A 22,309-nucleotide genomic window follows, 5' to 3' on the forward strand; every position below is an offset into this window, starting at 1 on the left:
CGGGTCCTAGCCCCGCCACCGGCGCAGCACGACCACCGCGTTGTGCCCGCCGAAGCCGAACGAATTGCTCATCACCACGTCCACGTCGTGGGCCTGCGCCTCGTGGGCGACGAAGTTGACGGCCGGGTCGATCGGCCGGTGGCAGTTGATCGTCGGCGGCACGAGGCCCCGGTTGACCACCATCGCTCCGACGATCGCCTCCACCGCGCCGGCCGCCCCGATCATGTGGCCGGTCATGGACTTCGTGGAGCTGATCGGGATGCGCTCGACGTGGTCGCCGAACACCGCGCGCAACGAGTCCAGTTCGGACTGGTCGTTGAACACCGTGCTGGTGCCGTGGGCGTTGACGTAGCCGACGTCCTCCGGCGAGAGGAGGGCGTCCTCCAGCGCCCCGCGCATGGCCGCGCGCGCCCCGCGGCCCTCGGGGTGCGGCGCGGTCCAGTGGTGCGCGTCGGACGTGGCCGCGTAACCGGCGACCTCGGCCAGGATCGTCGCGCCGCGCGCCAGCGCGTGCTCGGCGGACTCCATCACCACGACGCCCGCCCCGGAGGCCATCACGAACCCGTCGCGGTCCGCGTCGAACGGCCGGCACGCCTCGGTGGGCGCGTCGACCCGGCCGGACAGGGCCTTGGCGTTGCCGCTGCCGGCCATGTCCACGCGGGTGAGGATGTTCTCCGCGCCGCCGGCGATCACCGCGTCCACCACGCCGTGGCGCACCCAGCGGGCCGCCTCGCCGATCGCGTCGGTGCCGGACGCGCACGCGCTGCTCAACGCCCGGGTCGGCCCCGTGACGCCGAACGCCAGGCTGATCTCGCCCGCCGCGCTGTCGATGGCGCCGGTGACGGGCGCGAACGGGCTGACCCCGCGCGGCCCCTTCCGGTCCAGCGTCTGCACGTGCTCGCTGATGGAGTGCATCGGCCCGTACCCGCTGCCGATCAGCGCGCCGACGCGGTGGGCGTCGTCCTCGGTGATCTCCAGCTTGGCCGTGCCGACGGCCTGCGATGCGGCGGCGAACGCGTACTGCGCGTACGGGTCCATGCGCCGGGCCTGCTTGTGGTCGAGGTACTTCTTCGGCTCGAAGCCCTTGACCTCGCCCGCGAGGTTCGTGGGCAGGTCCGAGGCGTCGATGACGGTCACGTGCCCGATGCCGCTGCGCCCGGCGACCAGCGCGTCCCAGGTCTCGTCGGCGGTGAGGCCGACCGGGGACACCACGCCCCAGCCGGTGATGACGACCCGCCTGCCGTGTCGTTCAGCCATGTGCCGCTCCTCGCTTCGATCAGGGGGTTGGGTCGGTGACCGGGAAGCTGCCGCCGAGTTCGTGGTCGGCGAACAACGCGTCCTCCAGGCGTGCCGGGACGTTGAGGACGACGACCTCGCCCTCTTGCGCGCGCCGCCAGGCGTCGGCGACGTCGGCGCGCAGCGACTCCTTGGTGACGGTCGCCTGGTGCACCCCGCGCCACCGGGGCGCTTCGGCGGTCACGGCGGCCGGGTCGACCAGCGCCGTGCCGGCGAGGTCGCGGTTGTGCGGGCCGAGCTGGGAGTGCAGCCAGCCGTAGCCGCCGTTGCGCAGCACCACGTAGACCAGGCCGCCGCCGAGCGCGACGGCCGTCGGCAGGTCGGCGTCGAACAGGCCGAACGCGCCGTCGCCGACGAACGCGACCACGGGCCGCCCGCCCGCCGCGGCCTTGACGCCGATCGCCGCCGCCGCGCCGAACCCGAGGCTGGTCTGCTCCGACGGCACGACGGAACCCGCGCCGTGCGCGCACTCGAAGCGGGGGAAGCTGTAGGACCACATGTCCTGCAAGCCGTTCTCCTGCACCAGCACCCGGTCGGCGGGCAGTTCGGCGGCGAGCGCGGCCAGCACCTCGACGACGTGCAGCTCCGGCGCGGCGGCGAGGTCGGCCAGCTCGCGGCGGTGGTCGTCGCGCAACCCGTGGTGCACCTCGTCCACGCGCTTGGACCACTCCGCCGGCACGTCCTCCGCCAGCCGCTCCAGCCAGGCCGCGCACACGTCCGCGCCGTCGCCGAGCACCACCGGCCCGGCGAACTGCGTGGCCACGCCCGCCGCGTCGAGGTTGACCTGCACCACGGGCACCGTCGCGCCCAGGGCGTCCGACCAGCCGTAGGTCGCGGTCTCCTCCAGCCTGCTGCCGAGCACCACCACGCAGTCGGTGTCCGCCCACAGCGCCTTGGCGCGGTCGGAGGCGTACAGGCCGGCCAGCCCGATGAACCGGGTCGACGACTCGTCCACCGCACCGCGCCCGCTGGCCGTGCAGGACAGGGCCGCGCCGACGCGCTCGGCGAACCGCTCCACCACGCCGTCGGCGTTGCGGTGCCGCATCCCGCCGCCGACCAGCACGATCGGCCGCCGGGCGCCGCGCAGCACGTCGAGCGCGGCCGAGTCGCCGGCCGGCACGGACACCGGCCGTTCGGCGGGCGGCGGGGGCGGCGGCACGGGCACGTCCGCCTTCAGCAGGTGGTCGGGCACCTCCACGTACACCGGGCCGGGCGCGCCGGAGCGGGCCACCAGGACCGCCCGGCGCACCGCGGGCGCGAGCCGGTCGGGGTGCTCGACCCGGGTCGCCGACTTCACCAGGGGCGCGACCACGGCCTGCTGGTCCAGTTCCTGGAACGCGCCGCTGCCCCGCCGCTCGGCCGCCGTGCCGCCGGACAGCAGCAGCACGGGCGCGCCGGACGAGGCCGCTTCCAGCAGGCCGGTCACGGTGTTCGTCACCGCCGGCCCCTTGCCGACGAGCGCGACGCCCAGCGCGCCGGAGCGCAACGCGTAGCCGGTGGCCATGAACACGGCGTTGCGCTGGTCGCGGCACACCACGAGCCGGACGCCGACGGCGTGCAGCGCGTCCAACGCGGTCAGGTCGTCGTCGGGCAGCCCGAAGACCACCTCGACGCCCGCCTCGGCGAGCAGCCGGGCCACGGCGTGCCACGCGCCCGCGACGCGATCGCCCGGTGATCCCTGCGCGGACGGCGGTTCCCAGTCGTTCACAGCCATCCCCCCGTCAGGCCGTGCGGCCGGTGGCGTCGGACGCGGCGTGGTCGGCGCCGAGGTGGTCGGCCACGGCCTTGGACACCAGCAGCGGCTCGGCGACGCGCTTGCGGCCCAGCGAGGCGTAGTTGGCGCGGATGCCGGTGCCGCCGAACGGCGCGTTGCCGTCCTCGATGTCGATCACCGTCTCGTTCACGCTGACGGTGTGCCTGCGGCGCAGCAGCTCGACGGTCTCGGGCAGGTCGCCGTAGACCGTGGCGGCCATCGCGCGCTCCTGGAAGTACTGGTGGTCCAGCATCGGGTGCAGCCAGTCGGTCGAGGTGAACGGCACGACGTTGAAGATCGGCGCGAACAGCTCGGGCGGCGTGATCCTGGTATCGGCGGGCCGGATCAGCACGGTCGGGCTGAGGTGGTCGTCGACGAAGTTGACCTCGCCGCCCGCCGCCAGGTACTCGCGGGCCGAGCGCAGGTAGTCCAACGAGGAGTCGAACGCGTCGAGGTAGAACATGTGGCTGTAGTCGGCGCTCGGGTCGTCGAACCGGCCGTAGCGCAGGTTGTCCACCCGGCGGCACAGCAGGTTGCAGAACTGGGCGCTGATCGAGGTGTGCACGAACACCACGTCCGGTCCGAAGCAGTCCTGGCCGGAGTTGAGCATCCGCACCCGCAGCAGGCCGTCCACGGCCTTGGGGATGTCGGCGTCGGCGCCGACCACGAACGGGTTCACGCCCTGGCCGAAGTAGAGGAAGAGCTGGTCGCGGCGCAGGCCGGCGCGGATCTTCTCGGCGTTCTTGAACGTGCCGGTGAACACCAGCACGTCCGAGCGCGCGCCCTCGCCCTCCAGGAACTCCCGCTGGTCGCTGTCGTCCAGCACGATCGGCAGGTGGTGCACGCCCGACAGCAGCTCGTGCAGCTTGAGCAGCTGGTCGCCGATGCGCCGCGACGGCCGGAACACCACGCGCTCGCTGTAGAGGCTGGGGATCGCCAGGTACAGCACGTAGCTGTAGAGCGGGATGTTCGACGGCATCAGCACGCCGATCTGGCCGACCACGGGCGGCCGGTACCGGGCGACCTCGGCCGCGGCGCCCTCCAGGGCGGCGATCGAGGCGTCGATCTCGCCGTACGCGGTCTTGTAGCTCATCACCTGGGTGAGCAGCGACATGACCTCGGTGCGGCGGTCGCGCAGCAGCTCGGCGAGGTCGGTGAGCCGGTCCAGGCGGTCCGGGAACGGGATCGCGGACGGGTCGGCGTCGCCGTGGACGCGCGGGAACACGCCCTTGACGCCTTCCAGCGCCACGGTGGAGGCGGCGATGTCGTGCAGCGCCCGCAGGTCGACCTTGCCGTTGCCGTTGAGCGGCAGCTCCTTCAGCACGACCACGCGATTGGGCTGCTCGTGCGCGGCGACGAATCGCGACACCGTGCGCTTCCAGTGCGCCACGGGCTGCTCGGTCGGGTCGGTGATCACGAACACGAGCTGGGTGCCGCGCTGCTCGTCCTCGACCGGGATCACGCGCACCGGCGCGCCGCACGCGCCGGCCTTCTCCGCGATGGCGTCGGGGTAGAGCGTGTGGCCGAACCGGTGCACGGCGGACTTGCGGCCCAGCACGCGCAGCTGCCCCGCCGGGGTGAGGAAGCCGATGTCGCGGGTGTGGAACTCCTGCCGCTCCACCTCGCGGACGCGGCCGCCGGGTTCGAGCAGGCCCACCATGATGTCGGGGGTGCGGACGACGACCTCGCCGATCTCGCCGGGCGGCACGGGGTTGCCCACCGGGTCGCGCACCTCGACGGCCACGCCGTCCAGGGGCGTGCCGCAGTGGGTGGGGTCCTCGGGCGAGGACAGGGCGATGTTGCCCGCCTCGCTGCTGCCGTAGCCGTCGAGCAGGGTGGCGCGGAACCGCGTCTCGAAGCGGGTGCGCAGCTCGTCGCGCAGCGGTTCGCCGCCGACGCACCACATGCGCACGGAGCCCAGGTCGCGGGTGTCGCGGCGGGCGACGACGCGCAGCATCGTGTCGTAGGTGGCGGGCACCGCGTCCACGACGGTCACCCGGCGCCGGACGATCACGTCCAGCGCCTGGTCGACGCGCCGGCTGGGCGCGATGACGAGCGTGGCGCGGGCGTTCCACCACAGCAGCAGCATGGACAGGCCGTACTGGTGGGTGAACGGCAGCAGGGGCAGCAGCACGTCGGACTCGACGTAGCCCATGCGCCGCTGCGTGCGCTCCACGTTGCGCAGCACGGACGCGCCGGAGCGCACGATCCCCTTGGGCTTGCCGGAGCTGCCGGAGCTCCACACGACCAGCGCGTCGCGCCGGGCGGCCCACTTGGCGAAGGTCAGCCCGGGGACGTCGGTCACCGGCACGTCGTGCGCGGTCTTCACCAGCGCGTGCAGGTCGACCAGGCCGGCGGCGATCCGGTCGAACGCCGGGTCGGCCTGGTCGGCGTCGGTGACGAACCACCGCGCGCCGGAGTCCACGACGTGCTCGGCGGCCTGCGCGGGCGGCAGACCGGGGTCCACCAGGCCGACGGAGACGCCCAGCTCGACCAGCGCGAGCAGGACCACGACGAAGTCGTCGGAGTTGCGCGCCGACAGCACGACGCGATCGCCGTCGTCGACCCCGCGCTCCCGCAGCACGCGGATCAGCGCGTGGCAGCGTTCGGCGACGTTCGCCAGGGGTGTTTCCCCGCCGTGTTCGTTGACAAGCATGGCTCTGCCCTCGTTCCTCGTTCTTCGGACACCCACCGGGGCGTTGACGCGGAATGGACCCGGTCCGGCGGCACGCGGGAACCCGGTCGGGGGTCGCGGGCCGACAACGCCGGGACAGGCGTGGGCGGCTCACGAACCGAACGTGAGCCGAGGCTTTCGGACACATTTCACCCGCGACCGCACGCGGGGTGCCGGAAATGGCGCCGTGGCGCTAGGAGGAGGGTCGCGCCTCGCGTGGCGCACGCGTCGGACGCGGTGCGTGCCACGGGCGGAACCGCTGCGCTCGACTCGGTGGACCGCCCGACGGCGCGGTCGGGACCACGTTGCCCGAGTCGCCGGCGGAAGTGGCCGCCTCACGTTTGTCCGCCCCGCGCACCACGTTCCCGAATCGTTCGGGAACGACGGTGAACGGGCCCCTGGGACAGGAGATCGTATTCACTGCCGTAGTCCTCAATGAGAGTTCGCACGCGGCCGGCGGACCGCGCGTCGCAGGTCGTGCACCCGCCCAACGGAGGCCGGAGGACGCGCTTGCACCCCGTTGAGCTGCGCAGACTCGGAGGTGACTGATCAGTGAACCAACTCGTCAACTTCCCACAGTTAGCGGTTGGTTCCCGTTCATCAGCACCAACAACCTTGGCGGCGAGCCGTGTCGATCACAATCAGCCGATTGGCGCAGCACCCCGACAAAACCGCTGCGAATCCACGAACAAGAAGGCCGTTCACATTGATCGGCGCGGCAAGCTAGCGATCACCCGGACGACGTGTCAAATCGAGCCGAACCACTCGGATGAACGCTCGTGAACTTGCGGCACGTGCCAGTACCGCCGCAACATGGCGATATAGAACCCGTATAGAACGCCCTGCGGCCCGCCAACGGTTCGATCTTCACGTTAACTCGGTCGACAGGTTCGCCGCGGGTTGCGGTGATCGGCCCGCCGCACCGATCGAGACGCATCCGGGAACAGGTCCGGGCACCCACCTGCGCACCTCCGAAGCGGTGCGCGCGGCGGGATCGGGAACCCCACCCGGCGGCCCGGGACCGGTTGACGCGCGCGGTGCGCGGCGCCAGGATTGTCCGATTGCGACCCCGCGCTCGCGGGGTCAGATCCAGTCGCGGTGCTTGAACAGCGAGTAGAGGCCGGCCGAGAGCAGCAGCATGGCCACCGTGGACGTCCAGAAGCCCCACACCTCGTTGAAACCGGGGTACGGGACGTTCTGGCCGTAGAAACCGGTCACGGCGGTGGGCACGGCGATGATCGCCGCCCAGCCCGTGACCTTCTTCATGATCAGGTTGAGCCGGTTGCCCTGGAGGTTCAGCTGGATGTCGCGAATGGTCGCGACCATGTCCCGCAGCGACTCCGTCCACTCCGACGCGCGCAGCACGTGGTCGTAGACGTCCTGGTAGTAGGGCGCCATCCGACTGTCCACCACGGAGTGGTCGCGGCGCATCAGCCCGTTGACGACCTCGCGCATCGGCAGCACGACCCGGCGCAGGGTGACCAGCGACTTGCGCATCGCCAACGCGCGCCGCTGCATGTCGGGGTCGTTCGGGCTCTCGGTGAAGACCAGGTCCTCCAGGCCCTCGATGTGGTCGTCCAACGCCTGCACGGCGTCGAAGTGGCTGTCGACCACCAGGTCGAGCAGCCCATGCAGCAGGAACCCCACGCCGCTGGCGGCCAGGTCGGACGACTCGTCCCAGCGCCGGACCAGGGCGTCGATGTCGAACTTCTCGTCGTTGCGGACGGTGACCAGCGCCCGCGGGGTCACGAACGCCGACACCTCGGCGGTCGTCAACCGCCCCGACGCCTCGTCCAGGGCCACCGCGTACGCGTTGACCAGCAGGTGCGTGTCGTACTGGTGCAGCTTCGGCCGCTCGTGGCTGCCGAGCGCGTCCTCGACGGACGTCGCGTGCAGGCCCAGCAGGTCCGAGATCGCCGCCATGTCCGACTCGGACGGGCCGCACAGGTCGAGCCAGACGACCGCGCCCTCGTCCCGCAGCAACCGGGGGATGTCGGTGACCGGGAAGTCCTCTTCGGCGAGGCGGCCGGCGCGGTACAGGCGGTTTCGTGACACGTGACCCACAGTAGCGACGGCCACCCCCGGCTGCGGCACGGGTCCGCGACCGGGGGACGTGGTGGACCGGCACGGCCGCCGCGCGGCCCTCGGGTCGACTCCGCCCGCACGCCCTCCCCCGACCCCGCTCCCCCGACCGGTCAGCAGGTCGCGCCGTGCGCCAAGGAGGTGTTGTGCCGCCATCGCCTTGGGCTGGAGCCGGCGTGGAACCGGGGCTGCGATCCCGGAACGTCGTCTTGGTCGCGTTCTCCAGCCTCCGGACGGGATCGCGTGGTGCGGGTGGCGACCGCCACCGTCGTTCACCCGGCCGTCGAGCAGGTGGACGCTCGCGACCCGCTGACCGAATCGACCGTGGAGCCGTCCCGGCTACGCTGTGGAGCTATCTCCCGCTATCGTGGCTCCATGGGCATCCCCGGTTCACGACGGCAGGCGCGCGGCGAGGTCGAACGGCTGCCCAGCGGGTCGTTGCGGGTCCGGGTGTACGCCGGGGTCCACCCCGGCACGGGCAAGCGGCGGTACCTCACCGAGACCGTGCCGGCCGGGCCGGACGCGGACCGGGCGGCGGAGGCGGTCCGGACCCGCCTGCTGGCCGAGGTGGAGGCGCTGCGCGGCCCGCGGGTCAGGCAACGCCCCGACCCCGCCCCGGACGCGCGGCCTCGCGGCCGCAGGCGGGGCGAGCTGACCGTCGCGGCGGTCGCGCGGCTGGCCGGCGTGTCCGCGCCGACGGTGTCCAAGGTGCTCAACGGCCGCCCCGGGGTGGCGGCGGCGACGCGGCTGCGGGTCGAGGCGGCGCTGCGCGAGCACGGCTACCGGCGGCCGGACGCGGTCGTGCGCGCGCCCAACGTCGAGGTCGTCTTCTTCGGCATGCAGAGCTACCTGGCGGTCGAGGTGATGCACGGCGTCGAGCGGGTCGCGGGCGCGCGCCGGCTCGCCGTGGGGTTCACCGACGCGGCGCGCCAGACGTCGACCGGCCGGTCCTGGGCGCACGACCTGCTGTCCCGCCAGCCGTACGGCGTGGTGGCCGTGCACCTCGGCTTCACCAGCGAGCAGCACGGGCTGCTGGTCGCGAGCGGCATCCCGCTGGTGGCCCTGGACCCGACCGGCGAGCCGGAGCACTCGGTGCCGTCGGTCGGCGCGGCCAACTGGAGCGGGGGTGTCGCCGCCGCCCGGCACCTGCTGTCGCTGGGGCACCGGCGCATCGCCGTCGTCGCCGGCCCCGCGGAGCGGATGTGCGCGCGGGCCCGGCTCGGCGGCATCCGGGCGGCGATGGCCGAGCACGGCGCGCCGGCGGACGAGCGGCTGGTGCGCGTCGGGCGGTTCTCGTTCGAGGACGGCTTCGCCCACGCCCGGGAGCTGCTGCGGCTGCCCGACCCGCCCACCGCCGTGCTGTGCGGCAACGACCTGCAGGCGCTGGGCGTCTACGAGGCGGCGCGGCAGGAGGGCCTGCGCATCCCCGAAGACCTCAGCGTGGTGGGCTTCGACGACATCCCGGCCGTGCAGTGGTGCGGGCCGCCGATGACGACGGTCCGGCAGCCCATGGTGGAGATGGGCGCGGCCGCCGCCGAGCTGGTGCTGTCCCTGGCCGCCGGCCGCGCGCCCGAGCGCGCCCGCGTGGAGCTGGCCACCACCCTCGTGGTCCGCGACAGCACCGCGCCGCCGAAGTGACCCACCGCGCCGGCCGGGCGAAGACCTGAAACGTTTCCACTTTCAGTCGAAAGTTTTCGACGCGCCTTCTTCGGCGGGCTCGGGCGCGACTCCCGATTCGACGGTAATCGTAGTGTGGGACGATGCGCGGTTCCCGCCGGTGCCGTCCCCGCGCCCGGGAACCCGCGGCGGTGTCCGGAAAGCCTTGTTCGCCGGTTTCCGGCACGAAGCAGCGAACCCATTTCGAGAACACCTCAGGAGGCACGAAGATGTGCGGTATCACCGGCTGGGTCTCGTACGACCGCGACCTCACCCGGGAGCGGGAGGTGCTCGACGCGATGACCGGCACGATGGCGTGTCGCGGTCCGGACGCCTCCGGCACGTGGTTCGGGCGGCACGCCGCCCTCGGCCACCGGCGGCTGGCCGTGATCGACTTACCCGGCGGCGCGCAGCCGATGTCGGTGCGCACGCCCAACGGCGAGGTGACCCTGGTCTACAGCGGTGAGGCGTACAACTACGTCGAGCTGCGCGACGAGCTGATCGCGGCGGGCGAGCGGTTCAGCACCTCCAGCGACACCGAGGTGGTCCTGCGCGGCTACCTGCGCTGGGGGCCGGCGCTGGCCGAGCGGCTCAACGGCATGTACGCGTTCGCGATCTGGGACGAGCGGGACCGCAGGCTGGTCCTGGTCCGCGACCGGCTCGGCATCAAGCCGCTGTACTACTACCGCACCGGCGACGGCGTCCTGTTCGGCTCCGAGCCCAAGGCGATCCTGGCCAACCCGCTGGCCGAGCGGGTCGTCGACCTCGACGGGGTGCGGGAGTCGCTGGCGTTCTCCTTCACGCCCGGCCACGCGATCTGGGCGGGCATGCGGCAGGTCGAGCCGGGGACGGTCGTCACCGTCGACCGTGACGGGGTGCGCGAGCGCACCTACTGGCGCCTGGAGACCCGCGAGCACCAGGACGACCTGGAGACCACCGTCGGCCGGGTCCGCGAGCTGCTCGACGACACCGTGCGGCGGCAGCTCGTCGCGGACGTCCCGCGCTGCCTGCTGCTGTCGGGCGGGCTGGACTCGGGCGCGCTGACGGCGCTGTCCGCGCGGCACCTGGGCGAGGAGCGGGTGCGGACGTTCGCCGTCGACTTCATGGGCCAGGCCGAGAACTTCCGGCCGGACGACCTGCGCGACACGCCGGACACCCCGTTCGTGCGGGACGTGGTCGAGCACGTCGGCTCGGAGCACGCCGACATCGTGCTGGACCCGAAGACGCTGGCCGACCCCGAGGTGCGCCGGGCCGTGCTGACCGCCCGGGACGTGCCCACGACCCTCGGCGACATGGACCTGTCGCTGTACCTGCTGTTCAAGGAGATCCGCAAGCGGTCGACCGTCGCCCTGTCGGGCGAGTCGGCGGACGAGCTGTTCGGCGGCTACCGGCACATCCACACCCCGGAGGTGCAGCAGGCCCGCGCGTTCCCCTGGATCGCGTTCAACGTCGGCCCGCTGGACAAGGACGGCCACGGGCTGGACCGGTCGCTGCTGGCCGGGCTGGAGCTGGAGGAGTTCCGCCGCGACCAGTACGAGGCGGCGGTCGCGGACGTCAAGCGCGGTGACACCGAGGACGACCACGAGTACCGGATGCGGATCATGATCCACCTGCACCTGACCCGGTTCCTGCGGTTCCTGCTCGACCGCAAGGACCGGTTGAGCATGGCCGTCGGCCTGGAGGTGCGGGTGCCGTTCTGCGACCACCGGCTGGTCGAGTACGTCTACAACGCCCCCTGGTCGTTCAAGCACTACGACGGCCGGGAGAAGAGCCTGCTGCGCGGCGCGGTGAAGGACGTGCTGCCGGAGTCGGTCGCCTGGCGGGTGAAGAGCCCCTACCCGTCGACCCAGGACCCGTACTACGTGCGCCAGTTGCAGCTCCAGGGCAAGGAGGTGCTCGCGCGCCCGGATCACGAGGTGTTCGCGCTGGTGGACCGGGACTGGCTGCGGCGGGTGACGGACCAGGAGCCCGCCTCCGTCGACCGGGTGACCAGGCTGGGCCTGGAACGGGCCCTCGACTTCGGCGCCTGGATCGACCTGTACCGCCCGCGGCTGGTCCTCTCCTGACGGCGGGCCGGGGCCGTCGGACCTCCGGCGGCCCCGGTCGGGGCGGCGGTGCCACGGGTCGCGCCGGCCCACCCCTGACCCCCGTGCTTGCGCAACGTTGCGCAAGCCGGTCCGCTCGTGCGAACGGCGCCGACTCCCACCGGGCCACCGCGTTGCCGCAGCCAGGCCAAACTCGCGGTCGCGGCTGGCGGACAGGCGGCCCGCCGTCCACCCTGCTCACCACGCCGCCGGGTCCGCGCAGGTGGGCACGGCGACCGCCCCCGTGGACGAAGGAGTTCGCGCATGCCCCGGAGCAGCCGCTTACGCAGGCTCACCAACCTCGCCGCCCTCACGCTCGCCGCGTTCCTCGGCGCGGCCCTGGCCGCCGCGCCCGCGCAGGCCGCCTACGGTCCCGCCCAGCCGGTCGACATCCAGCTCAAGGGCTACTCGCCCAGCGGCTACACCACGCTGGTCGGCCGCCTCGTCGGCACGGTCCGGTTCGACGACGGCAACTCCCTCTACCGGCTGGACCTGACGCTGTGCCGCCAGTCCAGCTACACGAGCACCAAGCTGACCGTGAACGTCAACGGCGCCTACCACCGGTACTACTCGGGCGAGGACGGCTACCGGCCCGAGGCCTGCGGCGGCGGGCACGGCCAGTCCCTCGCCGTGAACGCCGACGTGCCGTACGCCGGGGTGGTGCGCGACCTCACCCTGGTCTACGAGGGGCTGCACTTCTCGGGGACGACCGCGACGCAGGTCAGCCGCAGCGCGTCCTACGACAACCCGTTCAACTGAGCCGCGCCCCGGGTGGCGGGCCGCCCGCCACCCGGGTCCCCCGGTGTTCGCCGCCTGTTCTCCCCGACGCGACCACCGACGGGTTGACGCCGTCACGACCGGGCCGGGAACCTCGGTGCCGGCCGGTGACCTCCGCGACACCGGTCACCCGCCGCCGCGCCACTCGAGACCGGATGGAGGGCATGGTCGTCATGACCGCCCAGATGACGGACCCGTCCCGCACCACGTCCCGCACCCGGAAAAGCGCCGCGAGGCTGCTGAGCGCGCTCGTCGGCGCGGCGCTGCTCGCGGTGCTCGTGCCCGGAGCCGCGTGGGCCGAACCGCCGCGGGCCCTGCCCGCGAACCACACCGACGCCGACGCCAGGTGGCAGCCGGCGTTCGACTACGACACCGACGGCTGCTACCCGACCCCCGCGATCTCACCCACCGGCGCCGTGGCCACCGGGCTGAAGAACTCCGGCGCCCTCAACGGCCAGTGCCGCGACCAGTCCGACCTGGACAACACGAACTCCTACGCGCGTTCCCGGTGCAACAACAACTGGTGCGCCCACCTGTACGACCTGTACTTCGAGAAGGACCAGGCGGTGCCGGGCATCGACTGCTGCGGGCACCGGCACGACATCGAGCACGTGATCGTGTGGGTGAGCGGCGACCAGGCGCAGTACGTCTCCACGTCGGCGCACGGCAGGTACTCGACCTACCCGCGGTCGCAGGTGGCGTGGGAGGGCACGCACCCGAAGATCGTCTACCACAAGGACGGCCTGAGCACCCACTGCTTCCGCCTCGCGAGCGCGGGCGAGCAGCCGGAGAACCACTACGGGACCTGGCAGTACCCGGACCTGGTGAGCTGGGACCGCTTCCCCGCCGGCATCCGCGACATCCTGGTGGGCGCGGACTTCGGCAGCGCGAGCCTCGCGATCAAGGACGGCGCGTTCGCCGACAACCTGGCCCGGGCGAAGCCGAGCGGGATCCCGTTCGACCCGAACGCCTGACGCGACGTGGGACCCCGGCCGCGGCGGCGGGGTCCCACCGGTCGCTCAGTCGTACTTGTCCTGGTTGAGGAAGCGGGCGAAGCCGCGCCACGAGTTCGGTCCCATCACGCCGTCGATAGGCCCGGTGTAGCCCCACCGCGCGGCCAGGCGCTGCACCCCCGCCCAGGTGGCCGGGCCGGGCACGCCGTCGATCGGGCCCGTGTAGCCGTACGCGCGCACGCCCCGCTGCAACGCCGCGTAGGTGTTGGCGCCCGGCACCCCGTCGATGGGCCCGGTGTACCCCTGTTCGAGGCGCAGCCAGTTCTGCGCCCGCTTCCACATGACCGCGCCGGGCACGCCGTCCTGCTCCGTGCTCGTCTTCGGCAGGCCGGAGCCGCTGCCGAGGTACGTCAGCGGGTTGATGCGCACGCCGCTCGGGTTGATCATGTGCCAGTGCACGTGCGGGCCCGTGGACGAACCCGAGCCCGGCGCGCCCGGTTCGCCGCCGGACAGGCCGACGATCCCGCCCATGCCCACCCGCGTGCCGTTGGCGAGCAGGAACTGCGACAGGTGCAGGTACTGGCTGCGGTAGCCGTTGTCGTGCTGGATGGTGACGGTGTGGCCGCCCGTGCCGTTGTTCGGGGTGTTGGTGACCACCCCGCCGCCCGCGGCGGGCAGCCGCGTGCCGACGGCCATGCCGAAGTCGATGCCGCCGAGCGAGCCGCGGCTGAGGTGCTCCTCCCACGTGCCGGTGATCCGGTAGCCGCTGAAGGGGTTGTAGAACCCCGGCACGGCCGCGTGCGCCGCGGTGGCGCCGACCGCTGTGACGACCCCGGCCGCCACCGTCCCGTGCAACAAGGCCCGTCTGCTGAACCCGTCGTTGGTCATGCACCGAACGTAGGGAGGCGGTACCGGCACCGGCATGGTGCGTTCGACCGACGGCCATTCGGGTGGGAGGCGTGCGCCGGGTGAGCACGCGCCCCCGTCACCGAGCGCGAAGCGGTGTCACACGGCCGGGGATGGCGGCCTCACCATCGGGTTCTCGCGTTCGCCGGCCGTCCTCCGCCGGGTGTCCTGCTCCTACCGTGACCCCACCGCACCGAGGAGTTGAGGCCGAATGTCCGGCACCTTCCGCAGCCGCGCCGCCACCACCGCAGCCGTTACCGCCGTCATCACCGCAGCCATCACCGCCGCCGCCCTGGCGACCGCAGGCGAAGCACCCGCCGCGCCCGCCAAGACCGCCGCCGTCGTCTCGCTCGGGGACAGCTACATCTCCGGAGAGGCGGGCCGGTGGCGGGGCAACGCGCTGGAGAACACCGGCGACAAGTGGGGCACCGACCTCGCCACGAAGTGCGACGCGGGCGGCTGCACCACCGACCCGCGACGGGTCTACGGCGACACGCACGGCACGACGAACACGTGCCACCGCTCCACGTCCGCCGAGATCGTCAGCGCCGCCATCGCCGACGTCACGGCGGTGAACCTGGCGTGCTCCGGCGCGACCACGTCCGACGTGCGCGCCGGCGACCCCGACCGCGGTCAGCCCAACCAGCTGGAGCTGCTGCGCGCCGCCGTGCGCGACCACCGGGTGGAGCTGGTCGTGCTGTCGGTCGGCGGCAACGACCTCGGGTTCGGCGACATCATCGCCGACTGCGCCAAGGGCTACCTCACCTCCTCCTACACCTGCGCGCCGAAGTGGGGCCCGACCGTCACCGGGCAGCTCGACCGGCTGCGGGCGGACGTCGGGGCCACGATCGAGGCGATCAGGGAGGTGGTCGACGCCGCGCAGGGCGCGGGCACCTACCAGTTCGTCCTCCAGTCCTACCCCGCGCCGATGCCGGCCGCCGCCGGGTTCCGCATCGCCGAGAGCGGGCCGCGGTGGACCGAGGGCGGCTGCCCGGTGTGGGACAGCGACGCCGACTGGGCGCGCGAGGAGCTGGTGCCGACGATCGCCGGGCAGCCGAAGCGGGTCGCCGCGCACCGGGGCGTGCGGTTCCTCGACCTCCAGGACGCCTTCACCGGGCGCGAGGTGTGCGCGTCGGACTCCCGCCAGGCGACGTCGGCCCACTCCGCCGCCAACCCGCTGCCGGGCACGACGGCGGAGTGGGTGCGGTGGGTCGTCACCGGCTACTCGGCGCAGGGCGACCGCCAGGAGAGCATGCACCCCAACGCGTACGGGCAACGCGCGCTGGGCACGTGCCTGCGCCTGGCGCACCAGAGGGGTTCCGGCGACTTCGCCTGCCACAACACCCCGGGCGCGGGCCCGGCCAAGATGGTGCTGTCGGCGCCAGGGACCGCCTGACCTGGGCGTGTGCCCGCCGTCACGCCCCGCTCGCGGCGATTGTGGTGCGAACGGACCACAGCGTGCTACCCCGACCGCGGCTACCGTGCCGGCCATGCAGCACTCCACGACGTCCCGACGCGCCCTGGTCGCCTCCGCGGGGGCGCTCGCGCTCCTGCTCTCCGCCTGCGGCGACGCCACCTCGGGCACCGCCGCGCCCGCCGCCACCACGGAGGCGACCGCCGGGACCACCACGTCGAGCGCCGCGTCGAAGACCGGTTCGGCCACCTCCGCGGCGCCCGCCGCGCCGGGTGACGTCACCGCGCCCGGCACGAAGCTCAAGGTCGGCGAGCGCGCGGTGGTGCCGTTCAAGTACGGCACGGACAAGAACGGCACGATCGCGATCACCGTCACCGCCATCGAGCAGGGCGACAACGCCGACCTGGCCGCGTTCGGCGAGAAGGCCAAGGGCATCACGCCGTTCTACATCCGGGTCTCGGTGGAGAACGTCGGCGGCACGGACCTCGCCTACAGCTCGGTCAGCCTGCGCGCGGTCGGCCCGGACGGCAAGGGCACCGGCGTCATCATCAGCGGCGAGACGGCGCAGTGCCAGTCGGAGTCGGCGAAGAAGGACTTCACCACCGCGGGTGCCAAGTTCGAGACGTGCGTGCTGCAGGGTGCCCGTGAGGGCGCGAGCGTCGGCGGCGCGACGTTCGACAAGGGCGACGGGTACGACAAGTCGCCGGTCACCTGGACGAAGTGACCCGCGTCACCGGGTGACTCCGGCGGTTCGCCACCGTGCCGCGGCGGCACCGTCCACGACGGACACCTCCCCGCCGGGCGGGTGCGGCTCGTCGTCCAGCGTCGTCAGGCCACCGGTGAAGCCGTTGCGGCGCAACGCCTCGGCGATGGCCAGGCCGACGCGCCCACGAGGAGCACATCGGACACTTCGGTCACGCGTGGTCCGCCGGCGCGATCACCCCGCCGGGCACACCTCGGCAGCCTCGCGGACCGCGGCCGTGATCGTCGTGGGGCGGCGCGGTGGCTCAACCACCACCCGCTACCGGCGCTCTTCGGTGCACGGGGCCGACCACAGGCCCGTGATGGCGTCGATCAGGCCGGACGCGGTCTCGTCCCAGGTCGACCTCGGCGTGGCCGCGCCCTCGGCGAGCGCCCGCTCACGCTCGGCGCAGGCGTGCACGATGAGCCGGCGCACCATCGCGGCCCGGTCCTCGCGCACGTCGGGCGGGAGGTCCGGCACCAGCTCGACCAGGTTGTCCACCACGTGCCGCAGGGAGGCCTCGGCCAGCGCCTCCTCGGCCACGACCGCGCGCAGCGCCGGGTCGGTCATCACCTGCGCGCTGAACCGCGCGAACCAGGTCTGCCCGCCCGAGGAGGCCAGGTACGCGGTCACCGGCCGCACCAGGCAGGCGACCCAGTCCCGCACCTCCCGCGACCCGGCGGCGGCGGCCACCGCGTCCTGCCGCAACGACTCGATCCGGGACGTGTGCCGGCGCATGATCGCCCGCACCAGGTCGACCTTGGTGCCGAAGTGGTAGCCGACCGCGGTGTTGTTGCCCTGGCCCGCGGCCGCGCTGATCCGGCGGTTGGACACCGCGTACAGCCCCCGCTCGGCGAACAGCCGTTCCGCCGTCGTGAGGATCTGCTGCCGCGTGGCGCCGACCTGCTCCGCTCGTGAAGCCCTGCCGACGCCCGCCACCACGGTCGACACCGTACCGCGCCGGCCGCCCGTGATCGCGCTGGTCGCGCGGTGATCCACGCCGATCGCGATTAGAACGGGCCGGAATGGGTATGTCGCGACGATGGGGGTCGACTCGGCCTGGAACTACTCGCGCGGGGACGACCGCGGGCGCGCGGAGGTGGTGCGGATGACGCCGGGCTCGCCACCGGGTGACGACCCGGCGGGCGTGTTCGTCCGCGTGTCGGGCATGCTGTTGTCCGCCGAGGCGATGGGCACCGCGTTGCGGTTGATCACGGCCGCGGCGAAGGAGGTCTTCCCGGGTGCGATCGGAGCCGGCTTCACGTTGGCCGACCTGGACGGGCGCCGGGTGACCGCGGCCGCGACCGACGACGTGGTGGCCCGCGCCGACGCCCTCCAGTACGAGTTGGGGCAGGGCCCCTGCCTGACGGCGTGGGAGCGGCGCACCGCGGTGCGCGTCGACGACCTCGGCCGGGAGCACCGCTGGCCGGAGTGGGTCGCGGCGGTGCGCGGCACGGGCCTGCGTTCGGCGTTGAGCACACCGGTGCTCGCGGGTGGTCAGGCGCTGGGCGCGATGAAGGTCTACGCGTCCGAACCCGGCGCCTTCGGTGGACGGGAGGAACACCTGTTGACGATGTTCGCCACCCAGGCGGGCGTGCTGCTCGCCGACATGCGCACGACCGAGGACGCGCGCCGTGTCGACGAACGCCTGAAGGACGCCTTGCGGGGCCGTGACGCGATCACGCTGGCCAAGGGCATCATCATCTCGCGCGACGGCGCCGACGAGCGCGCCGCGTTCCTGACGCTGGCGGAGCTGGCGCGCAGACGGCGGGCGACGCTTCGGGACACCGCCGAAGAGCTCGTCCGGACGACGATCAAACGGCCCTTCTGACACGACCATGACCGATCACCGCGCCGAACGGCAACAGCACAGCATCGCCGCCGCCCTCCGCCACGCCGAGCTGACGTCCGAAGAACTCTGGATCCGGTACTTCGCCATCGGGGGCGACGCCGGGCTGCTGGAGATCGACGCCTACGTCCACGGCCTGGGCAGCCTGCCCCCGCTGCAACGCGACATCCTCGCCCACGCGATCAACGAGCGCCTGGACGAGCTGACCCCGCCCCGCCGGGCCGACTACAGCAGGCCGACCCGGGAGACCAGACCGCGGGACCGGTCGCTGATCGCGCTGGTCGAGCTCCTGGAACGGGCCGAGCTGGCGCCGCCCGACCGGCTGCGCGCCCTCGTCGACGCGGCGGCCTCGGCGCTGGACGTGCGGATCTCGATGTACCTGGTGGACTACGAGGAGCGCCACCTGCGGCCGTGGGCCGACGACGGCGCGCCGCTCGACGTGGACGACACCCTGGCCGGCGAGTCGTTCCGGCAGGTGCGCATCCTCGCCGCCGAGGACGCCGAGCCGCCGTGCCTGTGGGTGCCGCTGCTGGACGGCGTGGAGCGACTGGGGGTGCTGGAGGTCGAGGTCGAGGACGTGACCGACCTGCACGACCCGGGCCTGCGGGCGCAGTGCCGGTGGCTGTCGATGCTGCTCGGGCACCTGGTGACGTTGTTGACCCGGTACGGGGACGCCGTGGACCTGGCCCGGCTGCCCAAGCCGCGGACGGTCACCGGCGAGCTGATCCGGTCGATGCTGCCGCCGCAGACCGCCGGGGTGGACAACTTCGTGGTGACCGGGGTGGTCGAGCCGCGCCACGACGTCAGCGGCGACGCCTTCGACTACGCGCTGTCGGAGACGACGGCGACGCTGATCATCCTCGACGCGGCGGGGCACGACCTGCGCAGCGGGTTGATCGCCGCCACGGCGCTGGCCGCGCACCGGCACGCCCGCCGGGCGGGCCAGGACCTGCACGGGCAGGTCCGCACCATCGACGAGACGATCGCCAGGCAGTTCGGCCGGGGCGCCTTCGCCACGGCGGTGCTGGTGGAGGTCGACCTGGCCACCGGCAGGCTGCGCTACCTCAACGCGGGCCACCCCGTGCCGCTGATCCTGCGCGACGGGCGGATCGTCAAGCCGCTGGACGGGGGCCGGGTGCCGCCGCTGGGCTCGGGCATCACGGAGCACGCCGCCGTCGGCGAGGAGGTCCTGCAACCCGACGACTGGCTCGTGCTGCACACCGACGGCATCACCGAGGCGCGTGACGGCGACGGCGAGGCGTTCGGCGGCGGGCCGCTGGTGGAGTTCCTGCGCCGCGAGGCGACGGCGGGCCACCCGCCGCCCGAGACGGCGCGCAGGCTCGTGCAGGCGGTCCTCACGCACCAGGGCGACGTGCCGCAGGACGACGTCGGCGTGGTCCTGGCCTGCTGGACGGCACCGCGGACGATGCGCACATGACGTCGGGGGCGGGCGCTCCGGTCTCGGTGGTGACCGGAGCGGGTTCGGGGGTGGGTCGGGTGGTCGCCCGAGCGCTGCTCGACGCCGGTCACCGGGTCGCCCTGGCCGGGCGTCGCGAGGACGCCCTGGCCGGGACCGCCGACGGCGTGCCGGCCGACCGGGTCCTGGTCGTGCCGACGGACGTCACGGTGGAGGCGTCGGTGGACGCCCTGTTCGCCGCCGTGCGCGAGCGGTGGGGCCGGGTCGACGTGCTGTTCAACAACGCCGGCACGAACGTGCCCGCCACGCCGTTCGAGGACTTCACCGCCGATCAGTGGTCGACGGTGGTGGGCACGAACCTCACCGGCTCGTTCCTGTGCGCCCGCGCCGCGTTCCGGGTGATGCGGGAGCAGGACCCGAGAGGTGGCCGGATCATCAACAACGGCTCGGTCTCCGCGCACGCGCCGCGACCCGGCGCCGTCGCCTACACCGCGAGCAAGCACGCGATCACCGGGCTCACCAGGGCGATCTCGCTGGAGGGCCGCCGCCACCGCATCGCGTGCGGCCAGATCGACATCGGCAACGCCGCCACGCGGATGACCGGGCGGATGGCGGCCGGCGTCCCGCAGGCGGACGGGTCGACCGCCGCCGAACCCACCATGGACGTCGCGCACGTCGCCGACGCCGTCCGCTACATGGTCGGCCTGCCGCTGGAGGCCAACGTGCAGTTCCTGACGGTCATGGCGACCGCGATGCCGTTCATCGGCCGGGGCTGACCGGCCGGTCGAGCGCGGCGACGAGGCCCGCGATCGCCGCCGGCCCGACCTCGCAGCAGCCGCCGACCAGCCGCGCGCCGCCCGCCACCCAGCCCTCGGCGCGCGACGGCTCGAAGGCGGCCTCGCCGGTCCACTCGCGGGCGTCGGCGTCCCAGCGCCGGCCGCCGTTCGGGTACGCCACGACGGGCTTGCCGGCGACCTCGCGGGCGATGGCCACGGCCTCGTCCACGTCGGCCGGGTCGCAGCAGTTGACGCCCACGGCCACCACCTCGGCCACCCCGCGCACGACCGCGAACGCCTCGGCCAACGGCTGACCGGCGCACGTCCGCGTGCCTCGCGCGCTGTAGGACAGCCACACCGGCACCCCGGACCCGGCCACGACCCGCAGCACGGCCTCCGCCTCCAGCACGTCCGGGATCGTCTCGACCGCGAGCACGTCGGCGCCCGCCTCGGCGAGCACCTCGATCCGGGGCCGGTGGAACTCCTCCAGCGCGCCCGGCGGCACCCCGTACCGCCCCCGGTACTCCGAGCCGTCGGCGAGCATCGCGCCGTACGGGCCGACCGACCCCGCGACCCACCGCGGCCCGGGCACCTCCGCCGCCGCCCGCCGGGCGAGGGTCACGCTGTCGCGCCACAGCCCGGCCGTGCGCCCCGCCGGGAGGCCGCGCCGGGCGAAGCCCTCGACCGTCGCCTGGTAGCTGGCCGTGATGGCGACCTCCGCGCCGGCCCGGAAGTAGGCCAGGTGCGCGGCCCGGACCGCGTCCGGGTCGGTCAGCAGCAGGCGCGCGGACCACAGCTCGTCGGACAGGTCGTGCCCGGCCGCCTCCAGCGCGGTCGACAGCCCGCCGTCCAGCACCACCGCGCGCCGGGCCACCACGTCGGGCAGCCGCTCGTCGGACATGCCGACGACCCTAGCCCCGGGCGGCGCGTGCGGCGGCGACGAACTCGCGCATGAGCCCGTGGTCCTTCACACCGCGGGTGACCTCGATGCCGCTGGACACGTCCACGCCCCACGGTCGGGCCCGCGCGACGGCCTCGGCGACGTCGTCCACCCCGAGCCCGCCCGCCAGCAACCACTGCCCGCTCGGCCGCGCGCCGTCGAGCGCGGCCAGGTCCCACCGGTGCCCCGACCCGGCGTCCGGCGAGTCGAGCAGGAGCATCCGCTCGCCGTACGCGCCGACCCGCACGTCCGTGCCCGCCGTCAACGAGACCGCCCGGACCAGCGGCAACCCGCTCGCACCGACCTCGTCGAACGCCTCTCGCGGGTAGTCGCCGTGCAGCTGGACCGCGCCGACCCCGGACTCCTCGGCGAGGCGCCGCACCTCCGCCGCCGCCACCCCGCGGAACACGCCGATCGAGAGCACGTGCGGCGGCACCTCGCGCGCCAACCGCCGCGCGGTGCCCACGTCGACCTGCCGCACGCTGGGGCTCAGCACGAACCCGACCGCGTCCGCGCCGGCCGCCGCGGCGGCGACCACGTCGGCCGGCGTGCGCAACCCGCACAACTTCACGTACATGCCGCAGACAGTAGCCGCGCACCGGCGGTGGTCAGGGGAAGGTCACCACGGGCGCGTTGTCGAAGCCCGGCCACGACGGCGGCCGGTCGTCGTGCATCGCGTCGAACGCCGGGATGATCACGCCGAACAGGAAGACCAGGAAGAGGGTGAGGCCGACGATCCCGGCGACGATGCTCGCGACGACCCGGAAGGTGACGTAGCGGTTGGCGGCACGCCCGATCGACTGGTCGTGGACCGGCGGTCCCGGTTCGAGGAGCCGGCGCTTCGCCGCGCTGAACTCGACGTCGGACAACGCGCCCGACCGGTGCAACCGCTGCAACTTCGCCAACTCGTCGGCCACGCTCATGGCTGCCCCCTCGACCCCCCGGTGTGCTCGGACCATAACCAGTGCCCGCCGGTGCGCGGGTGCGATT

The 22,309-nt window shown here is 73.5% G+C and carries 18 protein-coding genes; 9 read left to right on the forward strand and 9 right to left on the reverse strand.

All coding sequences use genetic code 11. The annotated features are described in order from the left end of the window. Positions 1 to 6: 6 nt before the first annotated feature. The 4 genes from fabF to ACIGNX_RS12230 form a co-directional block, all read right to left on the reverse strand. Positions 7 to 1,257 (reverse strand): beta-ketoacyl-ACP synthase II, encoded by a 1,251-nt coding sequence (gene fabF / locus ACIGNX_RS12215; protein ID WP_396539128.1) that lies wholly within the window; start codon positions 1,255 to 1,257, stop codon positions 7 to 9. Between the two features lie 19 nt (positions 1,258 to 1,276). Continuing rightward, positions 1,277 to 3,004 carry a thiamine pyrophosphate-binding protein gene (locus ACIGNX_RS12220; protein WP_396539130.1) on the reverse strand — a complete coding sequence of 576 codons (1,728 nt, stop codon included), beginning with the start codon at positions 3,002 to 3,004 and terminating at the stop codon, positions 1,277 to 1,279. Positions 3,005 to 3,017: 13 nt separating this feature from the next. Next, positions 3,018 to 5,705: an aldehyde dehydrogenase family protein gene (locus ACIGNX_RS12225; RefSeq protein ID WP_396539132.1), complete on the reverse strand. Its 2,688-nt coding sequence runs from the start codon at positions 5,703 to 5,705 to the stop codon at positions 3,018 to 3,020. Positions 5,706 to 6,806: 1,101 nt separating this feature from the next. Next, positions 6,807 to 7,778 (reverse strand): magnesium transporter CorA family protein, encoded by a 972-nt coding sequence (locus ACIGNX_RS12230; protein WP_396539133.1) that lies wholly within the window; start codon positions 7,776 to 7,778, stop codon positions 6,807 to 6,809. A 402-nt stretch (positions 7,779 to 8,180) separates the two neighbouring features. On the opposite strand from ACIGNX_RS12230, the gene ACIGNX_RS12235 reads away from it, so the two are divergent. The 4 genes from ACIGNX_RS12235 (at position 8,181) to ACIGNX_RS12250 (ending at position 13,296) form a co-directional block, all read left to right on the forward strand. Beyond that, the gene (locus ACIGNX_RS12235) at positions 8,181 to 9,443 is read left to right on the forward strand and encodes a LacI family DNA-binding transcriptional regulator (protein WP_396539135.1); all 1,263 of its coding nucleotides are present in this window, start codon (positions 8,181 to 8,183) and stop codon (positions 9,441 to 9,443) included. A gap of 248 nt (positions 9,444 to 9,691) precedes the next feature. After that, positions 9,692 to 11,527, forward strand: a complete 1,836-nt coding sequence (gene asnB / locus ACIGNX_RS12240; RefSeq protein ID WP_396539137.1) for an asparagine synthase (glutamine-hydrolyzing) — start codon at positions 9,692 to 9,694, stop codon at positions 11,525 to 11,527. Positions 11,528 to 11,809: 282 nt separating this feature from the next. After that, positions 11,810 to 12,304: a hypothetical protein gene (locus ACIGNX_RS12245; protein ID WP_396539139.1), complete on the forward strand. Its 495-nt coding sequence runs from the start codon at positions 11,810 to 11,812 to the stop codon at positions 12,302 to 12,304. A 203-nt stretch (positions 12,305 to 12,507) separates the two neighbouring features. Continuing rightward, positions 12,508 to 13,296 carry an NPP1 family protein gene (locus ACIGNX_RS12250; RefSeq protein WP_396539199.1) on the forward strand — a complete coding sequence of 263 codons (789 nt, stop codon included), beginning with the start codon at positions 12,508 to 12,510 and terminating at the stop codon, positions 13,294 to 13,296. Positions 13,297 to 13,341: 45 nt separating this feature from the next. Here the strand turns inward: ACIGNX_RS12250 and ACIGNX_RS12255 are convergent, their stop codons facing one another. Continuing rightward, positions 13,342 to 14,163 (reverse strand): peptidoglycan DD-metalloendopeptidase family protein, encoded by an 822-nt coding sequence (locus ACIGNX_RS12255; RefSeq protein WP_396539141.1) that lies wholly within the window; start codon positions 14,161 to 14,163, stop codon positions 13,342 to 13,344. 229 nt (positions 14,164 to 14,392) lie between these two features. Between ACIGNX_RS12255 and ACIGNX_RS12260 the strand changes: the two genes are divergently transcribed. Both ACIGNX_RS12260 and ACIGNX_RS12265 read left to right on the forward strand, forming a co-directional pair. Beyond that, positions 14,393 to 15,577: a GDSL-type esterase/lipase family protein gene (locus ACIGNX_RS12260; RefSeq protein ID WP_396539143.1), complete on the forward strand. Its 1,185-nt coding sequence runs from the start codon at positions 14,393 to 14,395 to the stop codon at positions 15,575 to 15,577. A gap of 94 nt (positions 15,578 to 15,671) precedes the next feature. Then, entirely contained in the window at positions 15,672 to 16,319 is a 648-nt protein-coding gene (locus ACIGNX_RS12265; protein ID WP_396539145.1) for a hypothetical protein, read from the forward strand. Positions 16,320 to 16,616: 297 nt separating this feature from the next. Here ACIGNX_RS12265 and ACIGNX_RS12270 read toward each other — a convergent pair whose 3' ends face one another. Beyond that, a complete protein-coding gene (locus tag ACIGNX_RS12270) occupies positions 16,617 to 17,288 on the reverse strand; it encodes a TetR/AcrR family transcriptional regulator (RefSeq protein WP_396539201.1) in 672 nt (223 codons plus the stop codon). A gap of 91 nt (positions 17,289 to 17,379) precedes the next feature. Here ACIGNX_RS12270 and ACIGNX_RS12275 point away from each other — a divergent pair, with 91 nt between their 5' ends. From ACIGNX_RS12275 to ACIGNX_RS12285, 3 genes are read left to right on the forward strand one after another with little or no spacing between them, the layout of a single operon-like run. Next, on the forward strand, positions 17,380 to 18,168 hold the full coding sequence (locus tag ACIGNX_RS12275) for a GAF and ANTAR domain-containing protein (RefSeq protein ID WP_396539147.1): 789 nt from the start codon (positions 17,380 to 17,382) through the stop codon (positions 18,166 to 18,168). Positions 18,169 to 18,175: 7 nt separating this feature from the next. Continuing rightward, positions 18,176 to 19,624 (forward strand): PP2C family protein-serine/threonine phosphatase, encoded by a 1,449-nt coding sequence (locus tag ACIGNX_RS12280; protein ID WP_396539149.1) that lies wholly within the window; start codon positions 18,176 to 18,178, stop codon positions 19,622 to 19,624. Continuing rightward, the gene (locus ACIGNX_RS12285; RefSeq protein WP_396539151.1) at positions 19,621 to 20,379 is read left to right on the forward strand and encodes an SDR family oxidoreductase; all 759 of its coding nucleotides are present in this window, start codon (positions 19,621 to 19,623) and stop codon (positions 20,377 to 20,379) included. The genes ACIGNX_RS12280 and ACIGNX_RS12285 overlap by 4 nt, the downstream gene beginning before the upstream one ends. On the opposite strand, the gene mmuM is transcribed toward ACIGNX_RS12285, so the two are convergent. The 3 genes from mmuM to ACIGNX_RS12300 are packed head-to-tail and all read right to left on the reverse strand — an operon-like array spanning position 20,363 to position 22,242. Continuing rightward, the gene (gene mmuM, locus ACIGNX_RS12290) at positions 20,363 to 21,280 is read right to left on the reverse strand and encodes a homocysteine S-methyltransferase (protein ID WP_396539153.1); all 918 of its coding nucleotides are present in this window, start codon (positions 21,278 to 21,280) and stop codon (positions 20,363 to 20,365) included. The genes ACIGNX_RS12285 and mmuM overlap by 17 nt on opposite strands. 10 nt (positions 21,281 to 21,290) lie before the next feature. After that, the gene (locus tag ACIGNX_RS12295) at positions 21,291 to 21,896 is read right to left on the reverse strand and encodes a phosphoribosylanthranilate isomerase (RefSeq protein WP_396539155.1); all 606 of its coding nucleotides are present in this window, start codon (positions 21,894 to 21,896) and stop codon (positions 21,291 to 21,293) included. 31 nt (positions 21,897 to 21,927) lie between these two features. Then, positions 21,928 to 22,242 carry an SHOCT domain-containing protein gene (locus ACIGNX_RS12300; protein ID WP_396539157.1) on the reverse strand — a complete coding sequence of 105 codons (315 nt, stop codon included), beginning with the start codon at positions 22,240 to 22,242 and terminating at the stop codon, positions 21,928 to 21,930. Between the last annotated feature and the right edge of the window lie 67 nt (positions 22,243 to 22,309).

The organism is Actinosynnema sp. NPDC053489, from assembly GCF_044544865.1.
GTDB lineage: Bacteria > Actinomycetota > Actinomycetes > Mycobacteriales > Pseudonocardiaceae > Actinosynnema.